Origin of the sequence: Pseudoalteromonas sp. L21 (assembly GCF_021728035.1) — a bacterium.
In the GTDB taxonomy this organism is placed as follows: domain Bacteria; phylum Pseudomonadota; class Gammaproteobacteria; order Enterobacterales; family Alteromonadaceae; genus Pseudoalteromonas; species Pseudoalteromonas arabiensis.
Window position 1 is genome coordinate 111,584 of sequence record NZ_JAKKCV010000001.1, and the last position, 23,234, is coordinate 134,817.

Consider the following 23,234-nt stretch of genomic DNA (forward strand, 5'->3'; position numbering starts at 1 on the left):
TATACGTGCAATAAAGCAAACTTTATTGCACATACACGCCTATAATGAATTATAACTCAGATTCTTTAATTGCGTTTAAAACTCGCTTTGCAGATACAGGATAAGGCGTCCCTAATGTTTGTGCAAATAAAGAAACGCGTAATTCTTGTTGCATCCAAAAAAGCGTTACAATCTCTTGTGGTATTGGCATCCCCTTTGGAATTTTATTAGCGAGTTTTTGATATTGCTCAGCCACTTTTTCAAGCTCAAGAACACACAAACGATCACGATTAGGATCAACGGGCAATTTCTCTAAACGTCGCTCTATTGCTTTCAAATATCGAATTAAGTCCGCCATTTTAGCTGCGCCATGTTGACTAACGAATCCCTTGAAAACGAGGCTTTGTAGCTGTGCTTTAATATCACCATGCGCTGTGATCATGGTTAAATCAACACGCCCTTTCATGCGCTTATTAAGTCCATGAGCAATACTTAACACTTGTTCAACCTGCGTGGCAATTTCTACAACCGTGTCGCCAAGCTCACCACGAATTTTCTCCTTGGCTTGTTCAAACGCCTGCTCAGTACGAATATTGCCGTACTTAATTAGTAAGCTATCAACAGCGGCCGCAATACAGTCATCAATTAAATCATTGACCTTACCAAACGGATTAAAGTACAAACCAAGTTTCGACTTATTTGGTAGGTTTTGTTGTAAGTATTTAATCGGAGATGGCACATTTAAAAGCACTAAACGACGCAAGCCTTGTTGATGGGCTTGTTGTGCTTTTTGTTCGTTATCGAACAACTCAACGGCTGCGGAGTCTTTTTTATCAACCAAAGCAGGAAACGCCTTGATTTCATATTGACCTTGCTTTTTAACATAGGAAGAAGGTAATTCACCAAAGCTCCACTGTGTTAAGTCCGTCTTCTCTATGTCTTTATCAGCTACTTTCGATAAGGTATCGGTTACTTTACCTTGAAGCTGCGCTTTCAGCTTTTCTAAATTTAGCCCACGAGCAAGTAACTTATCGTGTTCATCACGTACTTCAAACTGTAAACGTAAATGTGGCGCGAGCGTTGTTAAGTCCCAAGCATCAGGGTCAACGCGCACCCCTGTCATACGCAATAAACGCGTACTTATGGCATCCAGTAAATTGCCCTGCATTGGCTCAATTGCCGCAAGTACAGCATCGGCGTAGTTTGGGGCTGGTACAAAATTACGGCGTAGTGTTTTTGGCAATGACTTAATTAATGCGCAAATAAGTTCATGTCTAAACGCAGGGATATGCCAATCAAAGCCGATTTCTTGAACTTGATTAAGTAACGCAACAGGAATTTGAACCGCTACACCATCAACCGCTTGCCCTGGATCAAAATGATAAGTCAGCGGCAATAATAAATTATCTTGTTGCCATGTATCAGGGTAATCAAACTCGGTGACATGATCAGCGCCATGCTGCATTAGCTCATCACGTGACATATGCAAAAAGCGCTTATCTTTTTGCTTTTGTCCCTTCCACCATTTATTAAACGCTGCACGATTATTTACATCCGCAGGAATCTTTTTGTCGTAAAACTCATACAGGGTTTGCTCATCAACGAGAATATCGCGACGGCGAGACTTATTCTCTAGTACCTGAATATCGTCAATAAGCTCTTGGTTGTACTGTAAAAAGCCTTCATTTTGACCGAGTTCTTGTTCAACTAAAGCGCTGCGAATAAACAGCTCTCTGCTGACTTTAGGATCAATGTTGCTGTATACGCAGCGGCGTTTATTAACAATGAGCAGACCATATAATGTTTGCTGCTCAAAGGCGATAACAGCCCCTGGTTTTTTCTCCCAATGTGGCTCACTGTAGCTGCGCTTGACTAAATGCTGCGCAAAGCCCTCAACCCATTTCAGGTCGATACGGGCATTGATACGGGCGTAGAGCTTACTTGTTTCCACCAGCTCTGCAGCCATAATCCACTTAGGACTCTTTTTAAATAACGCTGAACCTGGAAAAATATGGAACTGACTATTACGTGCACCTTTGTACACTTGTTTTTCGTCTTTAAAGCCAATATGACTTAGCATACCGCTTAATAGCGACTGATGAATACGATCGCTGTCAGCTACGTTCGTCGTGGCTTTCATGCCCATTTCATTACACACAGTAGAAAGCTGATAAACAATATCTTGCCACTCACGAATACGCATATAAGCTAAAAAGTCTTTTTGGCACAGCTTTCTGAATTGACTATTGCTTAACTCACTTTGCTGCTCTTCAAGGTAATTCCACAGATTTAAAAATGCAATAAAGTCTGAGTCAGGATCATCAAAACGGCCATGTTTTTCATCGGCTGCGCCACGCTTTTCTTGCGGTCGCTCACGTGGGTCTTGGATTGACAGTGCCGCAACAATAATAATTACTTCGCGAAGAGCGCCAAGCCCATCCGCTGTAAGCACCATTTTTGCTAAACGGGGGTCAACAGGTAACCGAGTTAAACTACGTCCTGATTTAGTTAATTCTGTTTGTTTATGGCGCTTAGCGGGTTTAACTGCTTCAAGTTCTTCGAGTAAGGTTAAACCATCATTGATGTTACGACTGTCTGGCGCTTGTACAAACGGAAACTGCTGCATGTCCCCGAGGCCAAGACCAAGCATTTGCAAAATAACCGAGGCTAGATTAGTACGTAAAATTTCTGGGTCAGTGAATTCTGGTCGTGAATTAAAATCATCTTCGCTGTATAAGCGAATACAAATGCCCGCTTCAATACGACCACAACGGCCCTTACGCTGGTTGGCACTGGCTTGTGAGATTGCCTCTATTGGTAAGCGTTGTACTTTAGTACGGTAGCTGTAACGGCTAATTCGTGCAGTACCTGGGTCAATAACATAACGAATACCAGGTACAGTCAGTGATGTTTCGGCCACATTTGTCGCTAAAATAATGTGGCGGCGAGAGTGAGGAGCAAATATACGGTTTTGCTCGGCGTTCGAGAGCCGCGAATATAAAGGTAATACGTCGGTGCCCTTTAAGTTACGCTTTGATAACGCATCAGCTGTATCGCGAATTTCACGCTCACCATTCATAAAAATTAGGATATCACCGGGGCCTTCTTCACACAGCTCATCAACGGCATCAAAAATACCTTGCAACTGGTCGCCATCGGCTTCCATCTCATCTTTATTAATATCTGTGGTTGGGCGATAACGCACTTCCACAGGGAAAGTACGTCCCGATACTTCAATTATCGGCGCGTCATCAAAATGTTTCGAGAATCGTTCCGGATCGATAGTGGCAGAGGTAATAATGACTTTGAGGTCGGGGCGTTTTGGTAATAAGTTCTTTAAATAACCCAAAATAAAATCAATATTAAGGCTACGCTCGTGCGCCTCATCAATAATAATCGTGTCATATTGGTTTAAATAACGATCTTGTTGGATTTCAGCCAATAAAATACCATCGGTCATCAACTTGATATAACTGTTGTCCGAAACCTGATCACTAAAACGAATTTTAAAACCGACTTGCTGACCAAGCTCGCATTGCATCTCTTCTGCGATACGGTTAGCAACGCTACGAGCTGCCAAACGCCGCGGCTGTGTATGGCCAATATAACCCTCAACCCCACGGCCTAGCTCTAAGCACATTTTCGGTATTTGTGTCGTTTTACCTGAGCCGGTTTCACCTGCAATGATCACCACTTGGTTATTGGCAATCGCCTGTTTAATATCCTCTTTCTTTTGGCTAACAGGCAGCTGTTCAGGGTAAGTTACTGTTGGTATGGCTGCTAACCGCTGAACACGCAATTGTTGCGAACGGGCAATATCTTCTGCGATTTTTTGCGCTATGTTCGCTTGCTTTGTTTCATCGTTGATTTTTTTGATGCCATGCAGGCGTTTTTTGAGGATGAATTGATCTTTGCGTAAGCATGTTTTTAATTCGCCGAACAGCGGACCTAGGTTAACCACCCGATACCCTTATATTTATCTACTTGTAGACTGCGTATTGTAACAAACAATTTATAGCCAAACTACTTGAGTGCGCGAGAATTAAACGCACTCAAAAGAATTTGCATAGCGGGTTATTTAACTCGCTCTGTAGGAATAGGCATGGCACATACATCAATATAATTTGCACTTTGCACAAACCATTCGCCCATCCGGTTTTTACGCGCTTCAATCAATTCCACAAATGACGATGAGTCAGTTCTCATTACTCTAAACTGGCTTGTATCTTCCTCACTAATATCAGCTAACACTTGCATGTCAGTGATCGGATTAAATACTTCACCTTTTGTGGGCGTTCTACTCAACAAGTTAAAATGCTCCATCCCTTCCAGAACACGACCAAACACCGTTGTGTTTCGGTCTAAATAACGCTGCGCGTTACCTATCGTTACATAAAATTCGGTTCCGCCGCTATTGATATCATTATCGCGTGCCATCGCAAAAATACCAGGACAATGAGCCTGCCAAGTTTGTGTTTGCGCTTCATTCTGAGCAACGGCAAAACCATTTAAAAAGCCTGTTTTTGTGGCATAGCCGTCAGGGTCTTGAAGCTGAGTAATGGATAACGGTTTTTTTGTTTGGTAATAAAATTCGGCGGGAAGAGCTGTTTTTGCTGTTTTGGGTGTTTTTGTTTCGCTTGAATCTCCCCCTTGCGCGACAAAACCTTCAACAAAGCGGTAGACATTCAAGCCTTTATAAAAACCTTCTCTGGCGAGCAGTTTCATATTTTCTGCGTGCTTTGGGGCGAGCATTTCGTTTAACTCTATATACGCCGCCCCAGTTGGTAAGGTGAGTTTAAGAATGTTGTTTGCTGATACTGTTCGCCACTGTGACTTATCAGCCGTTTTAATAATATCCGCTGCCGAGCGCTTTTGAACTTGCTCAGCAGCGTGTAAAGAGACAGGTAAAAGTGTGCTAAAACACACCGTTAATAGAGTTAGTTTCATTGTTATTATCTTTTAAGTTGTTGACAACTCAGCCTATTAACTTCTGCTTTATTACGCAAGTAAAAGTGTACGGAAATTCTAACTGGTATTAGTCCCAATCAAACTTATAGAGAATATCAACATTTTGATAGAGCCCACTGGTTACTTCAATGTACAGTTGTGACAACAGTTGGTAACGCACAGCCACTTCACTTAACGAATCAAAAATTCCCACACTGTATTTAACTTGTATACCTGGGGTCAGGTAACCTGAAATTTCTACTTTCGTATCATCGCCACTCCCCTTTGAACTCAAGCTGACGTCAGATAAACCAAAGCTTTCACCTATTTTTGAGACGACCCCTTCACTACGGTTAACCCCTTGGGCTAGTAAAAGTTGCGTAAGCATTGCATCCGTTGAGCTGTCGCCTTCATCTAACGGTTGACCATTCAATAGGTACGCCAGTGCTTGTGCTTGGTCCATGGCAGGTTCTGAATAAACTTTCAAAGAGGGCTGCTCAACATTCCCCGTTAAAGTGATCCCCGCAATAACCCCATTTGAGGTGTTTTCTGGATTTCTAATTGCTTTAATATTGAGATAAGGTTTATCAATCGAACCACTGAAGCCAACCTGCCCTGTACGAATTTGTAAATCTTGACCAAATGCACGATAAGTACCTTCGATTAGATTTAACTCACCCGTTGCAATCATAGGAGTGGTTTGATCCATACTAATATTTATATCGCCTGCTACTTTTGATTTGAGGCCAAATGAATCGATACGTACATCATTCTCCACTAAAAGCTTCAAATTAATAGCGTAATCAAACGGGGCTTTTTCCTTTTGTTGCTGCTCTATATCTACAATGACTTCATCATCACTCACTTGCACAGCACCTTCGGGAAGCTCTTCTATTTCAATTCTGCCCCATGGCACGACAACCTGCCCCTCTAAATTAAATGCACGATTTTTTAATGACATCGTAATGTCTGGCGAGACCTTAAATGTGACATCTTGCTGCGCACGAACGAAAAACTCACTCCCCTCTAGTTTCACATTCACATCCGGCAACTCAGCTTGCCAATCAATATCACCCGACAAATTAAGTGAACCACCCTCTGCATCTTTCAGCTTGCCTGTGATCTCTGCGCTTTGATTATTAAATGCAATGTTAACGTGCGAATCTTGCAGTGAAACAGGTAAAGTCGCACCATCTAAGTTCACTCGCTCGACATTTAACTCACCATTTAGCAAGGGTTCTTTCAATGTGCCTGCAACGTTCAGCTTGCCTCTAATTTCTCCGGTTAGTTGCTCAAGCGAACCAATAAATGGCTGAATATTTGTCAGCAAGATCTTGTCAATTTCTAGCTCGCCGGATAAATTTTGATTAGCTTGTATATCGTCGATATTAATGTGTGACGTCACTTTACCAAGTACAGAAGAATCAAGTGTTGCCTCTAATTTGCCAATACTGGCATCACTCATCGCCGACAAGTTAAGCTCTTCAATAGGCAGTTTATACACATTTGCATCATCTATCAGTGTAGCTACAAGTTCGCTGGTGCTAATATTGGCACGCATTGTTTTAAGCGCACCATCAGCCCAATTAGCCACAAATTCGCCGTTTGCTGAACCGTTGACCTTAATATTTTCAGGTATAAATCGGTTAAACTCTGGGAGTGATAACGCTGCTAACTGCGCATTTAGCTGACCAAACTGCTTAGTCTGCTGAAGTGTATTCACACAAAGCTTTGAGCTTGCACTTTGCCAACAATGATCAGCAATATTAAAGTCGAGCGTATTTATATCAACATGTGCTTTAATCGCTTTATCTGTGGTTAAACGTATATGATTATCGGTAATTAAAATATTACTTAAACTACCTTGCCATTTGTCTTTTTTAAGTTGCCCATTAATATCCAGAGATGCTTTTCCTTGGTCCGCATCTAAAAGCAGCCGCAGGTGATGATCAACCTTGTCACCTGCTATATTTAACTCAGCCTGATTAATCTTATGCTCTGCCATGGTTGCAGAATCCAGAACAAGCGATATATCTGTTTGCCAGTCGGCAGCATAGTCGAACTGACCTTTAAGTGTTAATCCATCAATTTGAAGATCTTGATAGCTCAAGGTATTAAGAGCTAAATTTAAATCAACCACAGGAGCTAAACGCTCGCCACGAATAACTAAGTCTGCATTCCCTTTGCCCTGCATAGGTAAAATTTCTTGGTCGGCGGCATCTAAGCGTAGCTTGCCATCAACACGCCAGCTGTCATCAACTTGGCCTGATAGAGCAAGCTCATTACGGCCACTTTTTAATTGCAGTTTTTCAAAACTTGCATGCAGGCTGCTATCAAGTTTAAAGTCTGATTCTAGACTTACAGGTACATCGTTTACGGTACCATTAATTGTGGTATTCTCGACTGCCAACTGCCAGTCAGTACCAGTTAAACCAAATGATCCTTTGAAACCACCTGATAAATCACTACTCATAGCATCAGTTAAATACTGTGCTTTTAAGTGTTCAAGTTTGCCGTTAAATTCAGTATTTACACCTTTTGACCAATCAACCGATGCGTGAATAATTGCTTGGCTTTCATTAGCATTTAACTTTAGCTGATCGAGGTTTGCCTTTGTTAAACTTCCTTGCAATTGGCTACTAACTGACACCTGAGGATATGCGCCAAGTTGGCTAATTAAATCAACTTTAACTTTATAGTCGTTTGCATGCCCTTGCCCATGTAAATCTAGCTTTGAAATATTGAGTTGTTCAGCGCCTGCATCAAGCGACCACGTATCAACACGGCCGGTTAAACTAAATGGAAAGTTATCTTTTTGTAGATTGACTTGCGCATCCACTTTTAAAGGGTACTGTCCTTGTGTTAACAACGTCATTTTTAAATCAGCTAACGACCCTGTTAGCTCAAGCGTTAACTGATGACTAGGGTGAGTGAGAGCAACATGGCCTTGCACTGAGTTATCCGCATTGAGTTCAGCAAATAAATCAGTATTTAACTGCCAATCATTGTATTGTGCCTCAAGCTTTTCAACTCTCACTTCATGACCTTTCGCAGTCGCTGAGAGGGCGATATTGTTAATGACTTCAGCACTTTCGGATGCGACCGGTGTCACCGCTACTTTACTGATATTTAAAGTATTAAGTTGTATATCAAGGGGTAAAGTTAAGTCCAGAGTGGGTAATGCAGGCAGTACCGTTAATGGTTGGCTTTTGGGCTGCTCTTTGACTTCATGAAGTTGCACTGTAACAGTATTAATTTTCAGCGCATCAACGAGAATATCAGATAGCTCGGCAACAGCAGAAAGGTTTAGCTTTTCAATAGTCACATCAGCACTTGGGTGCGCTAAAGTTAATTGGTTAATTGCAATACGCTTAACGGTTACTTTCAGCGGTAATGTGATTTGCTCTGCGACGAGTGAAGCATCTTCTTGTAATTGCTCTTGAGCAGATTGTGGTTGTTGCCCCGCTACTGCTTGTTTGCTTTTAACATTTACATCAATGTTCAGTGCACTAATATTATCAAGGCAGATGCCATCGCACCCCCACCAAAAAAGATCAACTTTGAGCTGTTTAGCATGGAGCTTGATAGCTTGGTTTTCATAACGCACATCAAACGGATCATTATATAAAAAACGGCCTGAAGGTAACTTAATCTCTAAGCCATCCACCAACTTATTAGCTGAGTATGCAATAAAGTGATTACCAGGTGCGGTGAATAACAAACAAAAAAGTAAAACGCCAATGCTTAAAAGTGTTACCGTGAGTACTGAGATTATTTTTTTAAACTTCATATTAAATTTCAGGCCCTATGGTAATACTTAAACGCGTACTTTTACTCTCTTTTGTTACTCCCCAAGCATGGTCTATACGAATTGGTCCAACAGGCGTTAAATAACGCAAACCAAAACCAGCACCGACCTCGACTCGATCACTAAAATCATTGGTTGCTGTACCGCTGTCAACAAACAAAGCTGCGCGCCAGTTTTTAGCAAACTGATAGTTATACTCCATGGTCCCTGACATTAAATATTTACCACCAATCAAGCGCCCATTTTCATCCTCAGGTGAAATCGACTGATACGCAAAGCCACGCACACTTTGATCACCACCAGCATAAAACCGAAGTGAAAAAGGCACATTGTCTATATCATCCACTAACATGGCCCCTAAATTAGCACGCAAGAAAAATAAATGGCGATCAGCCACTGTCGTTAACCATGCATTTTGCAATTGTAAACGTATAATATTGGTGGTCGAGAACATATCCTTTAAGCCAAACTCGGCAGAGATCAACCATTGGTAGCCTTCGTAAGGAGTTGTGCCACCTTCAGTCTCTTTTTTTGCGTAACTTATGCCAGGCATCAACATTTTTGAGCTTTGCTCTTCATCACCGATACGATAAGTTTCACGATCACGTCGAATAAAGGCGGTGCGTACCCAATCATCGTCGGTTAACCATTGCCGTTGTATTTGGCCTGTTAAAATTTTACTATAAACATCGTTTGTCAGCTCATCTTCTAACTTATAACCCACAGAAAAGCGCCATAAGTCATCATTGGGATCATCAACTGGCACGGTGTAACCGAGCGATATATCTTGTTGTCTTTGTGACACATTCAGATTACTTTCTAAATAGTGACCATCACTTGTGATCCAAGGCTTTGTCCATTTAAAGCGCACTTTTGGGCCAAGGTCAGTGCTATAGCCACCACCAACTTCATAACTATTTGCTGGTTTATGAAGGACATCTACTTTTACGGGAACACGTTGTTCTTTACGGTTTGCAATATCGGCATAAACCCTCACACTGGAAAAATAAGGCGTGCTTGACAACGCTAGGTTATAATCAGAAACCTCCGTTGCTTTATAAGGCTGGCCACTGTTAAAGCTCGCAAGTGAGCGAATATATTTTTCAGCGGGTGTTTCATTGCCAATAATAATTTCTCCAAACTGATAACGAGGACCGGTGTCTATGTTAAACGTGATATCGGCACTGTTTTTTTTCAAAGACACAGCTAATGTGCGTTGGTGCCACTTAGTATCAAAGTAACCAAGTTCAAGAAGCTGGCCTTCAATTCGCTTTCTAGCCGCTTCGTAGTTAGCATGATTTAGAAAATCACCTTGTTTTAGTTTAATGCCGTTAACTGCCGCCATAAATTCGGGGTCGCTTTTTCCCGCACCGGTAATGGTTATATTTATGTTCGCAATACGAGTGACAGGTCCTCGCTCCACATTAACAACAATAAGCTGCTTTTCTTGGTCGAAATTAATTTTAATAACGGGTTTATAGTAGCCGAGTGCTTTTAGGCTTGTTTCAACTTGACTTTTTGCATGGCGTTTAAGTGCTTTTGACGCTTTTTCATCGATTAACTGGTTAACGTAAAGTTCAACGTTTTTTTCAAGTTCACCACTGAGTCCCTGAATTTTATATTCTTTTATGATTGTTGCTGCACTAAAAGCTGGATGGCTAAAAGAGGTGCACAAAAGTAAAAAGACAAAAAAGAAATGCCGAGAGAACAAAAAATATCCTTACCTTTTTGAAATGCCTGAAGCGAAAATGAGTACAAACTAATTTTAACACAGTGAGATAATGACTGACATAATGGAAATAGTAAAATTAGTACACGTAACGCTATTATTTTCGCTACAATAGCGGACAATAACTAGATTTAAAATGAATGAGCGATTAAATGCATTTCCCAGACGATGAAAATGGTCAATTATTAGCTGAAATTGCGGCTGCCGGTGTCGATTTAAACTGTTTACAAGAAGTCGACTTTTATATTTTGTTTGAGCAAAAGCCAGATGCAGAAAAGTTTGCAACAGCCATTGAAAGTGACGAGTTAGCGCCGAGTACAGAACTCAATAAATGCCCTGATACTGGCGTATGGGAAGTGATTACACGCGTTAAAATGGTGCCAGATCACACCTTACTTTCTCAAACAGAACAATACCTTGAAAGTATTGCCAACGGTCATAATGGCTATGGTGATGGTTGGGGCTTGATGGCTGAAGATTAATTAATATAGTTTGTTGCGCGATGCAATATCGCGCAAAGCCCTAATGTGGCAATTGATTTGCTTTTCTGAAGCTGCCTTCATAATCAAACAATTTCTCAGCTACCTTCCAACCATACTTCTTATTTTTACGCGCTATAACAAAATCGGGGGCAACTAATAAATGCTGTGCTGATTCAACTTGTTCAGCAGTTTGCCACTTTTTGCTAGCTGCTCCCTCTTTATGTCGCTGAAACTGTTTATTAAAAATAAATCGCCCCGTATCATTCGCTAGATTAAAAATCTCATCGCAACTGGCGCCATCTTCATCAAAGTAACTTATTTTTAAAAGTCCATTAGGTAATGCCTTCGCTGACAACCCGCTACAACGAAGCACTAAGGCATCTTTTAAATTAAGGGCTTCTCGTAGTTTATCATCAGGGTCAGCCATCATTGCGCCACATGACTGACATTGTCTAGCAGCAATATCATTTTGCTCACCACATTGCTCACACTCTTTGAAGCGAAAGCGATAATCACATTGTTCTTGTGTGTCTCCATCGTCAAGTAATCCTTGGCAGCGTCGCCCAAAATGTTCAATCACTTTACCGCTATCGTCTGTTTTGCCCCAAAAAATATTAGCAAAACCGCAACCAGGACACAGTACCTGTACTGGTTCATTATCACTTTGCCCCTTTTTACTGCCTACTTCTGGGTAAAAGAGATCAAAACCATTCCCTGCATAGTCAATGACTAAGCAATCTTTTTTCCCTTCACTTAAACGCAGTCCACGACCCACTATTTGCTGGTATAGACTCACTGATTCTGTAGGACGTAAAATAGCAATATAGTCGACATGAGGAGCATCAAACCCTGTTGTTAACACCGAAACATTGACCAAAAACTTTAACTGTTTTTGTTTAAATAGAGTAATAATTTGGTCGCGTTCGTTGTTATCGGTCTCCCCTGTAATCAACGCAGTTTGCTCAGCAGGTAAATAGCCAACAATTTCTTTTGCATGCATAACCGTGGCTGCAAAAATCATCACTCCATGGCGATTTTCGCTGTAATCAATCACTTGTTTAATAATGGCTTTGGTTGCCCGGGTACTGTCCTTAAGCAGTGCATTCATGTTTTCAACACTGTAGCGACCAAAAGAGTCACTGGGTAATGAAGCAAAGTCATAATGACTAATTGCAGCATCAATTTCATGAGGAGGTGTTAAATAGCCATGTTTAATCATGTAGCGTAGTGGTAATTCAAAAATACACTTTTTGAATGGTGCTGATTGCTCCCCTCGAACAAATCCATGGTAATGATGATGATAAACCCAGCCCATACCCATTCTAAATGGTGTCGCAGTCAACCCTAACACTTTGAGTTGTGAGTTTTGCTTTTTCAGGGCACTGATCACCTGTCCATATTGGCTTTTATCATCGCCACTTACACGGTGGCACTCATCAATAATTAACAATGAGTAGGCTTCGTCAAGCTGTGCGGTATTTCTAGCAAGTGACTGGACGCTGGCAAAGGTCACTTGTTCACTCAGTGATTTTTGCTTTAAACCTGCCGAGAAGATACTCGCCTTAAAACCAAAGCTGGCATATTTTTGTGCATTTTGCTCCACCAGCTCTTTAACATGGGCGAGCACTAAAATTTTTTGCCTAGCTATTCTTGCAAGTTCCGCAATGACTAAGTTTTTACCCGCTCCTGTGGGCAACACAATCAACGCGGCATCATTTGTCTTCCGAAAGTGCGCAACGGTTCTATCTACGGCTTCTTGCTGATAAGGTCTTAATGTGTATTTCATACTAGTATGATGGGCGACAAAAAAGGGAAGCATACGCTTCCCTTTTCAATCTTTAAAGTGAAATTATGCTAGGTGTTTAGTTAAATCAACGCCTTGGAATGCTTTAGGTCGTTTACCACGGCCAGTCCACTCAACGATTTCACCATTATACTCAATGCGGTATTTAGGTTTTACTTTTGTGCGCTTATCAGTGCCTACCACATCTTGTAGATCTTCTAATGTAAGTCCTTTTTCTTTTAAAAGATCGAGTACTTCTTTTTTAGCTTCTTGCTGTTGAGTATTTTTCTCGATAGCTGTATCAATAAGTTGCTTTGCTTTTTCTAGCTCACTTAAAGATGCAGTTTTTACAAAAGATCGAATTTCTTTCATTGAAAGCTCTCTTTATTATAAAAGTTAAGTTACATATAGAACCTCAACCAGTATATGAGGAAAATATAAAATAATCTATTATATACCCTAACTTTATTTATTTTATTCAGACCAACCTTTTATTTTATCCACGATATCATTCAACTGTACAATAAGCATTCGAACAATTTCTGGGTCTTGGTTTTTGCTAAATTCTTGCTCTGTATTCACTATAAGCTCAGAGAGTGCTGGATACTGAAGCATCACGATAGCTCCTTTAAGCTTATGAATAGTTGAAGAAATCTTACTATATTCACTATTTTCGAGTTGTTCGTTTAACGTACTTAAATCGATTTGCAGGCTATTTACAAATACATCTGCCAACATTTTTGCATCTGCCTCATTTCCAAAAACATTTAACCAATGCTGTTTGCTTTTTATTCCTGTTAACGATGACTCTATATTCGTTTCTTGTACCTGGTTTTTGTCTTTTTGTAGATCAATAAACTCTACTAGCCTGTTATATAACTCGTTAAGTTTGTATGGCTTAAATAACACACAATTCATCCCTACTTTCATTGCTTTATCAAGACACTCTTGGGAGTCATCAGCAGTAAACCCTATAATTGGTAAGGATTTAAACTCAGGCATGCCACGAAGCTGCTGAGTTAGTTTAAAGCCATCTAGGTGTGGCATATGACAATCGGTCAATAACAAATCAAAATGACCATTACGCAGAGTATTTAATGCTGCAATACCATCTTCAACCATCACAGCTTTAATACCTAACTTCTGGCACTGTTTTTCTAATAGTAATTGATTAGTTTTATTATCCTCAGCTATCAGAATCTTGCCATGCAAACTATCCGTGCCTTTTGAGGAAATAAATTGAGTGTTGGCATGAACATTATTGAACAGTTCACGTAATAGATCTGGGTATATGGGGTTAACCCCTAAGGTATGACAACAGCATTTTAGGTGTGGTTTTCCCTCACCAGATAGAGCGACAATAATATAACGATTACTTGAGTGAGGTATAGCCTGCTGCCAATCATCCCCCCATAACTGCTGCATATATTGTTCATTAATGAGGATGTTCTCTATATTGGTGAATGTATTTTTATCTATCGGCCAAGATAATTGATTATAGTTAATGCCCATAGTCGATAAGTTATCAAGTAATTGACGGTTATTACTATATACTGACCAATATAGAGATGGTAATGGGCTTTTATCTTTGAATACATTCGTTAATGGAACCGAAATATAAACATTTGTCCCTTTCGAGAAGGTGCTGGAAATCGTAATTTCCCCTTTCATTGCTTCAATTAATTGTTTAGCCAATGTAAGTCCAAGCCCTGCCCCGCCATAACGCCTCTGTGTGGAGCCATCAGCTTGCTCGAAAGGGGTATAAATATCTGCAAGTTGCTGTGCAGTCATTCCTGTGCCCGTATCCGACACCTCAATTTTTAATTTATGTTTATCGAATAATACGTCGCAATTAATACTGCCTGTTTCAGTAAATTTGACGGCGTTATTAAGAACATTTGAAAGCACTTGCATCAAGTGAGTTACATCAACCTGTGCAGATGTATACGCCGCTGTTCGCCAAGAAAGCGTAAAGTCTAAACCTTTTTCTTTTGCTAAGTATTCATGAGCACGAAAAACACGACACAGGTGCGACTCAAGATCTACATCTTGATAATTTAATTCAATGTTGCCTGAATTAGTGTTAGCAAAATACAAGATATCATTCACTAAGCTTAGTAGCTTAGAAATAGAGCTATCGATGTGCTCTAATAAATAGAATTGTTCATCTGTTAAAGTAGATGACTTTAGTAGTTCAATAAAGCCATTAACCCCTGATATTGGCGTACGTAATTCATGACTCATTGTGGCTATAAAGCGGCTTTTTGCGAGCTCAGCCTGATGCGCTAATTGATTTGCTTTACTTAAATCGGCTTGCTGTCTTTTTAATAAGCTAATATCGAGTAAAATTCCATTCCAACGAATCCCTTCATTTGTCGAAGTAGTCATACTCTCAGCGTTGGCAATATAACGACACCAGATTTGTTGACCTAAATTATTTACCCGAAATTCTATGTCGATTATTTTATTTAACTTACTGGCTGACTTAAATGCTTTGGCTATTTTGATACGATCAACATCATCAATATACGGTGAAATACAACCAGTCATACCACGCTGATTGACTGTACGGGAGGTAACCCCGAGTAAACTTTGTGCGCCTTTACTTATATAGGTATAGCAGCCCTCTCCATTATCATAATACTCATACTGAAATACACCACCTGGAATCGTATCTGTTATCGTTTGCAACAAACGCTGCACAGATTGTGTCTCTCGCTGTAAATTGTGGTGCTGTGTTACATCCGTTATCACTGTCAAAATTCCAGCTAATTGCTCATCAGTTCCGAAATAAGGTTTCTTTGTATACAGCAAATCAAGTTGCTTTCCTTGTCGGTTGGTATATTTAATTTGCTGATTGATGGCTTTTCCTGAGTCTAAACTATATTTGTTTTGTGCAATCAAGTCTTTAACAACAGGTAAATCATCGCGCAAGAATTGCTTTTGCTCATCCCATAAATGCGCAAAGTTCTCGCGGTAAGCCTTATTCCACATTAGGCGTTTTTGATCTTTATCTTGTATCACCACCATTGTAGGTAAATCATCAATTAACTTTTGGGTGAAATTTAACTTCTCCAACGCGACTTGCTCTGCTTTTTGTCGCTTGACTATTTCGCGATTGATGGTGTAGCGCCAACCAATGAAGTACACAATAGAGACAAAAATCAATATTAAAACTAAAATAGCTGTCGTATTAACCGTTTGCCTATCATAACCTCTCTCAATACTAAAAATCCCATGCCGATTTACAATATGAGTGAAATCATTACTTGTTAATGTTTTAAATAAGCTATCAAGCAATGTAGCAAAATCAGGCAGATTTTGATTGATTAAAAAATAAATAGGCTGTGTGTATTGATATCGGGGGTTTATATAAAACTCACCAATATAAAATTGGTTAAGCTGATAGGCCGCTATACTTTGCGGTAACATCACCCCATCAATGGTATCGTTTCTTAGGGCATAGAAAAGTGTTTTGACTGAGCTAAACGAGACAGTTTCGATAGGTTTATTTGTGATTAATTTCTGTTTAGGATCTGCAAATACGTCAAGATAACCAATACGAGAACCATTGTTTCTTTGTTTAGAAATCAAGATCATCTCGAAACTATAATGTGAAGGAAGCGCAATTAGAGTACCATGATCAAGCTTATCAGGTGTCATGGTCGGAATAAGATCAATTTTATTAGCAAGAAACAACTTTGCCAATTCATCACTATTGGCTGCAGGAATATATTTAAATTGAATACCACTTCGCTGCGCCAGTAACATCATAGTATCGTTTAGATAACCCGTTGCCTCACCATTATTATTCGTCGAATTGACTGGAAATAAATCATCTACAAACGAAAATGTCAGTAATAGGTTTGTTTCTTCATCCCCCCCTATTCGATTAAAGTCTCGCTTAAACTGACTATAGGCTTTTGATGCTAAATATTCTTCACTTGCCGAGTTTTCCCAGAGCTGTTTGGTTGTCGGTGAGATAGAAGCAAGTAAAGAATTAACTTGGTTTCTCAATACGACCTTCTGCTGGTTAAACATGACATGTAGTGTTTCACTGGCAAGCCAAATTGGGCTGACTATTTTTAAGTTCTTTTGTGGGCGCTTTTTTAAATAATGGGAGAGCACCGAGTAATCACCTAAAAAAGCATCAAAAGTACCGTCTGATACTTTATCAAAGGCATCCTCGGGTTTTATAAAACGATTGATAAATAACGCACCATTTTGTGCCAAATATTCACAATGAGAGCTTCCCGTTATACAAACCCAGCGTAAGCTTGCCAAGTTTTTTAACGCATCATTGGCAATAGATTGGTTGGCTACAATACCCTGAGGTGCTTCCATAAACGGAGCTGAAAATAAGAAATGCTTCTTACGCTGTGCAGTTTTATTTAAACCAACCGTAAAGTCTATTTCCCCAGCTTGTAGAGCATCGAGGAGAAGATCTAAACTATCGAACACTTGATACTCTAGCTTTGAATCGGTTAGGCGAGCAATTTCATCACTGTAACCAACGATGACTCCTGAGAATTGCCCCTCCTCTGTACGCGTGTGGTAAGGGAAGAAGTTGTAATTGACGATACCCGCTTTGAGCTTTGGTTTATCCTCTTGTGCGGCTTGCGTAAAAAAAGTACAAAAAAATAAAAGCGCTAGTGATATAGTTAATTTATAGCTTTTCAACAAAAAACCTTCTGACTCAGCACTCAACATATTAAAGTATAAGAGAATAAGTTATCCCCTACAATAAAACGACCTATTGTGTATTAACTTATTGCATTTAACGATGAGGCCAAAAAGCAATACGGTAACAATAACTTTACGCAAAACTGGCTAGATGTTGTATAAAAATTGATTTAACCAAGCAGTTACACAAGTAGACCTGTCAAATAGCTCGAAACAAACAATTAATGCAACAAAGAAAAAGGCCAAAACATAATGTCTTGGCCTTAGTAGGGAAAAATATTAACAGTTCATTAGAACTTAAGGTTAACACTCATATGTACAAAACGACCTAAAGTGTCATAGTAGCCGGCTACTGTATTCGCGTTTGACGAAATAGTGTTACCAACCATAGGTGGCTCTTTATCAAAGATGTTATTAATACCACCTGTCAGCGTTACGTGCTCATTTACAGAGTAATTACCTGAAAGGTCAATGAAATTGTAAGAATCAATACCACCATTTTCAATTAGTGATGTATCTGCATCACCTTCGTAATCTACGCCGCCGTAGTAACGCCATTTAAGGCCTACTCGCCAATCATCTGCAATATAATTTACATTCGCAGTGTGACGCCATTTTGGTGATGCAAAACAGTCCGTACTTACATTACCAGAACAATCATAAGCCAGTGACTCATCACCTAAGATTGGCTCCACTTCTTTTTTGATGCTGTAGTAACCATTAATATCAAATTTCAATGTTGCTTCGTTAAGCTCCATTGTATAAGCAGCTGTTAAATCAACACCTTCCCACGTACGACCACCAATGTTGTCACTTAAGTTTACAACATAACCATCTTGGCCTAACCATAGGCTACCTGATGCACTTCGTTGAATATTATCACAGAAGAAAGCATCACCGGTTGTAGCACAGTTATTTAAGATGCGCTCAGCACCCACAACACCCACTACCTTTTCCATTTCAATTTGGAAATAATCAACAGAGAAGTTGAAGTTATCAAATGGGTTTGCAACTAAACCAATCGTAATGGTTTCAGCTTCTTCCGGTTTTAGGTTTGGATTACCACCAGCAAATTGATTGTATTGACCCGCAGGTGATGAAGTAACGGCACCATACTGTGAACCAGTTACACCCGTGTTAGCACACTGCGTTGAATCATATGCAGGGCTGTCACTTGCACAACCGTCACTACCACTCCAAAGGCTGATGCTTTGTGCTGAGAATAGCTCACCAACATTAGGAGCACGAACCGCTTTTGCAAAGCTTGCACGGAACTTATACGCATCGGCTAGTGTATAATCACCACCAATTGAGTAAGTTGTATCTGAACCTGTTGTTGAGTAATCAGACCAACGTGCAGCTGTTGAAATATTAAACTCATCTAGCACTGGGATTTGTAGCTCACCGTACACTTCATTTACATCAATCGAGCCATATAAGCTTGGTGATGGACCACCTTGACCTAATAACTGACCTTCTTCATAAACCGTATCTGATGTACGCTCATATTCTTGCTCACGGCGTTCCACACCAAATACAGCTGCAATAGGTAAAGATGCACTTGGCAGAGTCAAATCAAGCTCACCTGATACATAACCACTATAAATTGTTTGTGTCACTAAACCAGTTTGCGTACCAACACCTGCCAGCTGCGCTGCTTGCTCAGGTGTTACGCCATCTAGTTCAAATACATTATAGTAAAGACAACCATCTGCTTCTTCACATGATGTACCAACAGCGCCAACACGTGGACCAATTTTTGGTGCTAATAAATCATTTTTATACACTGAGCTCGATGTTGTTGCAGAATAGTTATAGCTAACATCATATGTCCAGTTATCATTAATCTCACCTTCCATACCCGTTAGGATACGATATGAAGTATGCTCTAGGTTATCTGCACGCGGGCCACCTTCAACATTACGTTTACCGATGTAAGCAACAAATTGGTCACTTCCTGTTTGACCAAAAAGCTCTTGCAACTGCTGTTTTTGTAAGTCCGACAATAATGGGTTGTTATAATCCATTAAAAACTCTTCGTTGAAGAACGTACCTGACTCAGCGATTTGACCAGCTGTTCTATTGTGCATAAATGAGAACTCTAGGTATGGTCTAAAGTGCTCATTGATTTCATAATCAATGAAGCTACCTAATGTAAAGCGCTCATTTGGGCGTAAGAAGTGATTCACCGGCGCATAGTTATAACGATAACCATCGTCTTCAATAAAACCCTGACCATTTGGGTTTAGATAGCCCCAAAATTCTTGTTTATAGTCTACTTCGCCATCAACAACAGGGAAGATATCAAAGTGTGGGTTTGGTGTATTTGCTGAACCACCACACACGTTACCCGCACCATTTAAAGCACATGACGAATAGTCGCGGCTGCCCTGCAACAACTCTGTTTGACGGTTGTAAGTTACGTAACCAACTGCATGGCCTTTACCAGAGTCAAAGCCACTACCTACCGTTAAATCTAAGCTATATGACTTACCATCGATCCCCGTATTGCCCGTTTCATAATCATAGCCTTGATCATCCATCAGGCCTTGAATATACCCATTATCATTATTATGTTGATAGCCTGATGCTCCCATATTGAATGAAATACCATCAAACTCATCGTTCATCACAAAGTTAACAACACCCGCAACAGCATCAGCACCATAAACTGCCGCCGCACCACCTGTGAGTACGTCAACACGCTTAACTAATGATGCTGGAATTTGGTTAATATCTGGAACCTGAGATGTAATACTACCAGCCTGCATACGGCGGCCATTGATCAATACCAATGTTCTGTTTGAGCCTAGGCCACGAAGGTCAACGGTCGCGGTACCCGTTGCGCCATTCGCAAGAAATGAACTTTGCGCAGCTTCAATTTGTGGTAATTGGTTTAATACATCCTCAACACGAGAGAAACCGCTCAACTTAATCTCTTCAGCAGTCATTACAGTAACAGGACTAACCGTTTCAAGATCTGTACGTTTGATACGTGAACCTGTTACTTGGATGCGCTCAACTTTTTCAACACCGTCATCAGCTGCATTTGCAGCCATAGAAAAACCTGTCGAAGTAGAAGCAACGCCAAAAGCAAGCGCAAGGCGCACCGCTTTTGAAACTTGATTATTTAACATTTGATTCTCCCTGGACCACCAATAGTGGTTATAATTAGTATAATTATGTTTATTTTTTGTTACCAAAAATAGGTTTGGCCGGAGAATAATAAACAAATGAAAATAAATTTCCAGCACTTTATTTACATTTATTTAATAAAAACAAATTTAAGCTGTAGCAACCCCACCTTTTCGCTCAAAAAACAAACAACCAATACAAGCCACTAAAATAGAGGAGTTTACAGCTAGAGACTCATCAAAAAGAACTAGAGAAGCTGTATTTGCCTATCTTCAATTGACGCAAATTTTGCAACTAAATTACCAACAATCATTTCAGCTATTGGCAACAATTGCTTATTTACATAAATGGAATAATCATATTGATGGGTGCCGATATAAAATTCAGCTCCCTGTGCGGTGTACACATATTCAATAGTTTGTCCGCGCTTAATTTCACGGTGAGGGTTGTCAGCTAGGTATTGCTTTGCAGCTTTAACATGAGGAGGGATATTTTTTTGGTAATCAGTTAAGTGTTGACCTAAACGTTTACGATAAATAAGCAGCGCATCGAATTCGCCGTTATAGAGCTTTTTCACATACTTATCAAATGTTTGTATGATTAATTCTTGACTGTATGAGTCGCTAAATAATATTTCAAACAACTCAACTTGAAATTTATGAGCTAACTCTGTCCAATCACTGCGCACTGTCTCCATTCCTTTGAACACTAGGTGTGTGGCGCCATTTTTATCTATCTTACCTACATAGCGCTTTTTTGAGCCCGTTGCTTTACCACGTATTGTTGGCATAAAAAATGGGCTATAGTGAGTTTCATATTCAATTTCTAAGTAGCTGGTTATATTATAATTTTTTTCAAGCTCTGCGTGCCATCGCGCATTAATTTTCGTAGCAAGTTCAATACCTATTTCATGACAATTTGCAGGGCTTAGTTCATCATCTAACTTAACAAATGTCGAATCTGTATCACCATAAATAACTTGGTAACCCCACTGCTCAATCCATCGCTTTGTTGTCTGCATGATCTCATGCCCGCGTAAGGTAATCGAACTTGATAAACGCGGATCGTAAAATCGGCAACCTTTAGAGCCTAATACGCCATATAAACTATTCATAATGATTTTAATGGCCTGCGAAAGCATCGGTTGATTGTTATCTTTAGCAACTTGTCGGGTTGTGGCTAATTGGCGAATTAATTTAGGTAAATGGTGCTTAGTTCTTGAAAACAGGGCTTGATTAAACCCTTCAATCGCTAGTTCTGGTTCCTTTAGCCCCTCGACTAGACCTAAAGGGTCGATGCAAAAAGTACGCATTATTGACGGGTAAAGACTTTTATAATCGAGCACCACAATATTTTTATATAACCCTGGTTCAGAGTTCATAACATAGCCACCGGGGCTGTCAAAGCTTAAGCCATGATCACCCAAATTCGGTGCCACATAGCCACTACGGTGTAATAAAGGAAGATAAAGGTTGGTAAAGGCAGCGACAGAGCCGCCCATCCTTTCAAGTTCAAGACCGGTCATTTGACTGCGAACGGCAGCAAATTCGAGTAACTTTAATTTTTTGAAAATACGCTGTACTAAAATACAATCTTGTCGGTTGTACGCTGCAAGAGAAAGTTTATCCTCGTTAAATTGACGAACAATCTCATCTAACCGGTTATCCGTACTAATCAGCTTTTCTTCACCAAGCTCAATACTGGCGACATTAGCTAAGCTAAAACTATCATAGTGATACGTGGCATTTTTGAGCGTATCAATACCATCAATAACAACTCTGCCTGGGACTGTGACACGCGTGAAATTGCCGACCCTTAACTGCATTTTTTCATTATTACGCCCTAGGGGAAGTTCAACACCTAGTGCCTCAGCACGCTCATACAGCACACTGAAATCAAACTCTATGACATTCCAACCAATAATAACATCAGGGTCAATTACTTGAATTTTCTCACATAATTTAGTGAGCAAATCTATTTCATCAACACACCATTGAATATTAAAATCAAGCTCTGATGTATCAAGCGGCTCACCTATCATTAAAACAGTATCGACCTTGTCCCCCACTAAGCCCACAGAAAATAAGACACCGTCCCCACTGCACTCAATATCTAATGAGAGACTATTAAAGTGGGGTGTGAAATCATTATTTTGTTTAAACTGAACATCTGTTAAAACACGAAAAGGTGAAGATTGAACGACTCGCCCCTTTGCCCACACCGCACCTTTTATAAAACGCTCCATCAAAAAGCGGTCTACCGGCCTGATATCGTCTTCATACACATTCACAAAGTGAGCTTTAAGTTGTTTTGCTGCTTTATAATAGTGTTTTAAGGACGAAAAATGACAGGCAACGACAGGGTGTTGTTGAAATGTTTTTAATGATATATGTTTAATTTCACAGTGAATTTGGTACTCATTAAAAAGGCGAGTGACAGTATTCAGGTCCTGCTCTCGAACAAAAAATACCGCCTTTTGCGGCGAACTAATCAGTTTAACAGGCCCTTGCTCTGACAAGATCCACACTACGATAGATATACCGTTGGCATTATCAAAACATTGCGTAGAAAGAATAAAGCCAGAAGCAAGCTGCATGTAAAAACCTTTTAGCCAAAAAGAGTAAAGCAAACGCTGAGCGACAAAATTAACCACAAGTTGCTTGTAGTTACCGCGTTAAATCTCTAAAA

General features: G+C 40.1%; 10 protein-coding genes. 1 reads left to right on the forward strand and 9 read right to left on the reverse strand.

The window, feature by feature from the left end; translation table 11 throughout:
* Positions 1–49: 49 nt before the first annotated feature.
* From hrpA to L3V41_RS00545, 4 genes are all read right to left on the reverse strand, one after another.
* Positions 50–3,940, reverse strand: coding sequence for an ATP-dependent RNA helicase HrpA (hrpA, locus tag L3V41_RS00530; protein ID WP_237127004.1), 3,891 nt, complete (start codon positions 3,938–3,940; stop codon positions 50–52).
* 113 nt (positions 3,941–4,053) lie between these two features.
* Positions 4,054–4,926, reverse strand: coding sequence for a peptidylprolyl isomerase (locus tag L3V41_RS00535; RefSeq protein WP_062570004.1), 873 nt, complete (start codon positions 4,924–4,926; stop codon positions 4,054–4,056).
* A gap of 88 nt (positions 4,927–5,014) precedes the next feature.
* Positions 5,015–8,716: a translocation/assembly module TamB domain-containing protein gene (locus tag L3V41_RS00540; protein WP_237127005.1), complete on the reverse strand. Its 3,702-nt coding sequence runs from the start codon at positions 8,714–8,716 to the stop codon at positions 5,015–5,017.
* A gap of 1 nt (position 8,717) precedes the next feature.
* Positions 8,718–10,409 carry an autotransporter assembly complex family protein gene (locus L3V41_RS00545; protein WP_193988969.1) on the reverse strand — a complete coding sequence of 564 codons (1,692 nt, stop codon included), beginning with the start codon at positions 10,407–10,409 and terminating at the stop codon, positions 8,718–8,720.
* A gap of 206 nt (positions 10,410–10,615) precedes the next feature.
* On the opposite strand from L3V41_RS00545, the gene L3V41_RS00550 reads away from it, so the two are divergent.
* Positions 10,616–10,945 (forward strand): ribonuclease E inhibitor RraB, encoded by a 330-nt coding sequence (locus L3V41_RS00550; protein ID WP_062570001.1) that lies wholly within the window; start codon positions 10,616–10,618, stop codon positions 10,943–10,945.
* A gap of 40 nt (positions 10,946–10,985) precedes the next feature.
* Here L3V41_RS00550 and L3V41_RS00555 read toward each other — a convergent pair whose 3' ends face one another.
* From L3V41_RS00555 to L3V41_RS00575, 5 genes are all read right to left on the reverse strand, one after another.
* Positions 10,986–12,731 (reverse strand): DEAD/DEAH box helicase, encoded by a 1,746-nt coding sequence (locus tag L3V41_RS00555; protein ID WP_237127264.1) that lies wholly within the window; start codon positions 12,729–12,731, stop codon positions 10,986–10,988.
* 63 nt (positions 12,732–12,794) lie between these two features.
* Positions 12,795–13,100: an H-NS histone family protein gene (locus L3V41_RS00560; RefSeq protein WP_062570000.1), complete on the reverse strand. Its 306-nt coding sequence runs from the start codon at positions 13,098–13,100 to the stop codon at positions 12,795–12,797.
* A gap of 102 nt (positions 13,101–13,202) precedes the next feature.
* A complete protein-coding gene (locus tag L3V41_RS00565; protein ID WP_237127006.1) occupies positions 13,203–17,408 on the reverse strand; it encodes a transporter substrate-binding domain-containing protein in 4,206 nt (1,401 codons plus the stop codon).
* A gap of 293 nt (positions 17,409–17,701) precedes the next feature.
* Positions 17,702–20,548, reverse strand: coding sequence for a TonB-dependent receptor (locus L3V41_RS00570; RefSeq protein ID WP_237127007.1), 2,847 nt, complete (start codon positions 20,546–20,548; stop codon positions 17,702–17,704).
* 245 nt (positions 20,549–20,793) lie between these two features.
* Complete coding sequence (locus L3V41_RS00575) at positions 20,794–23,142, reverse strand: DNA polymerase II (protein ID WP_193987504.1); 2,349 nt, start codon at positions 23,140–23,142, stop codon at positions 20,794–20,796.
* Between the last annotated feature and the right edge of the window lie 92 nt (positions 23,143–23,234).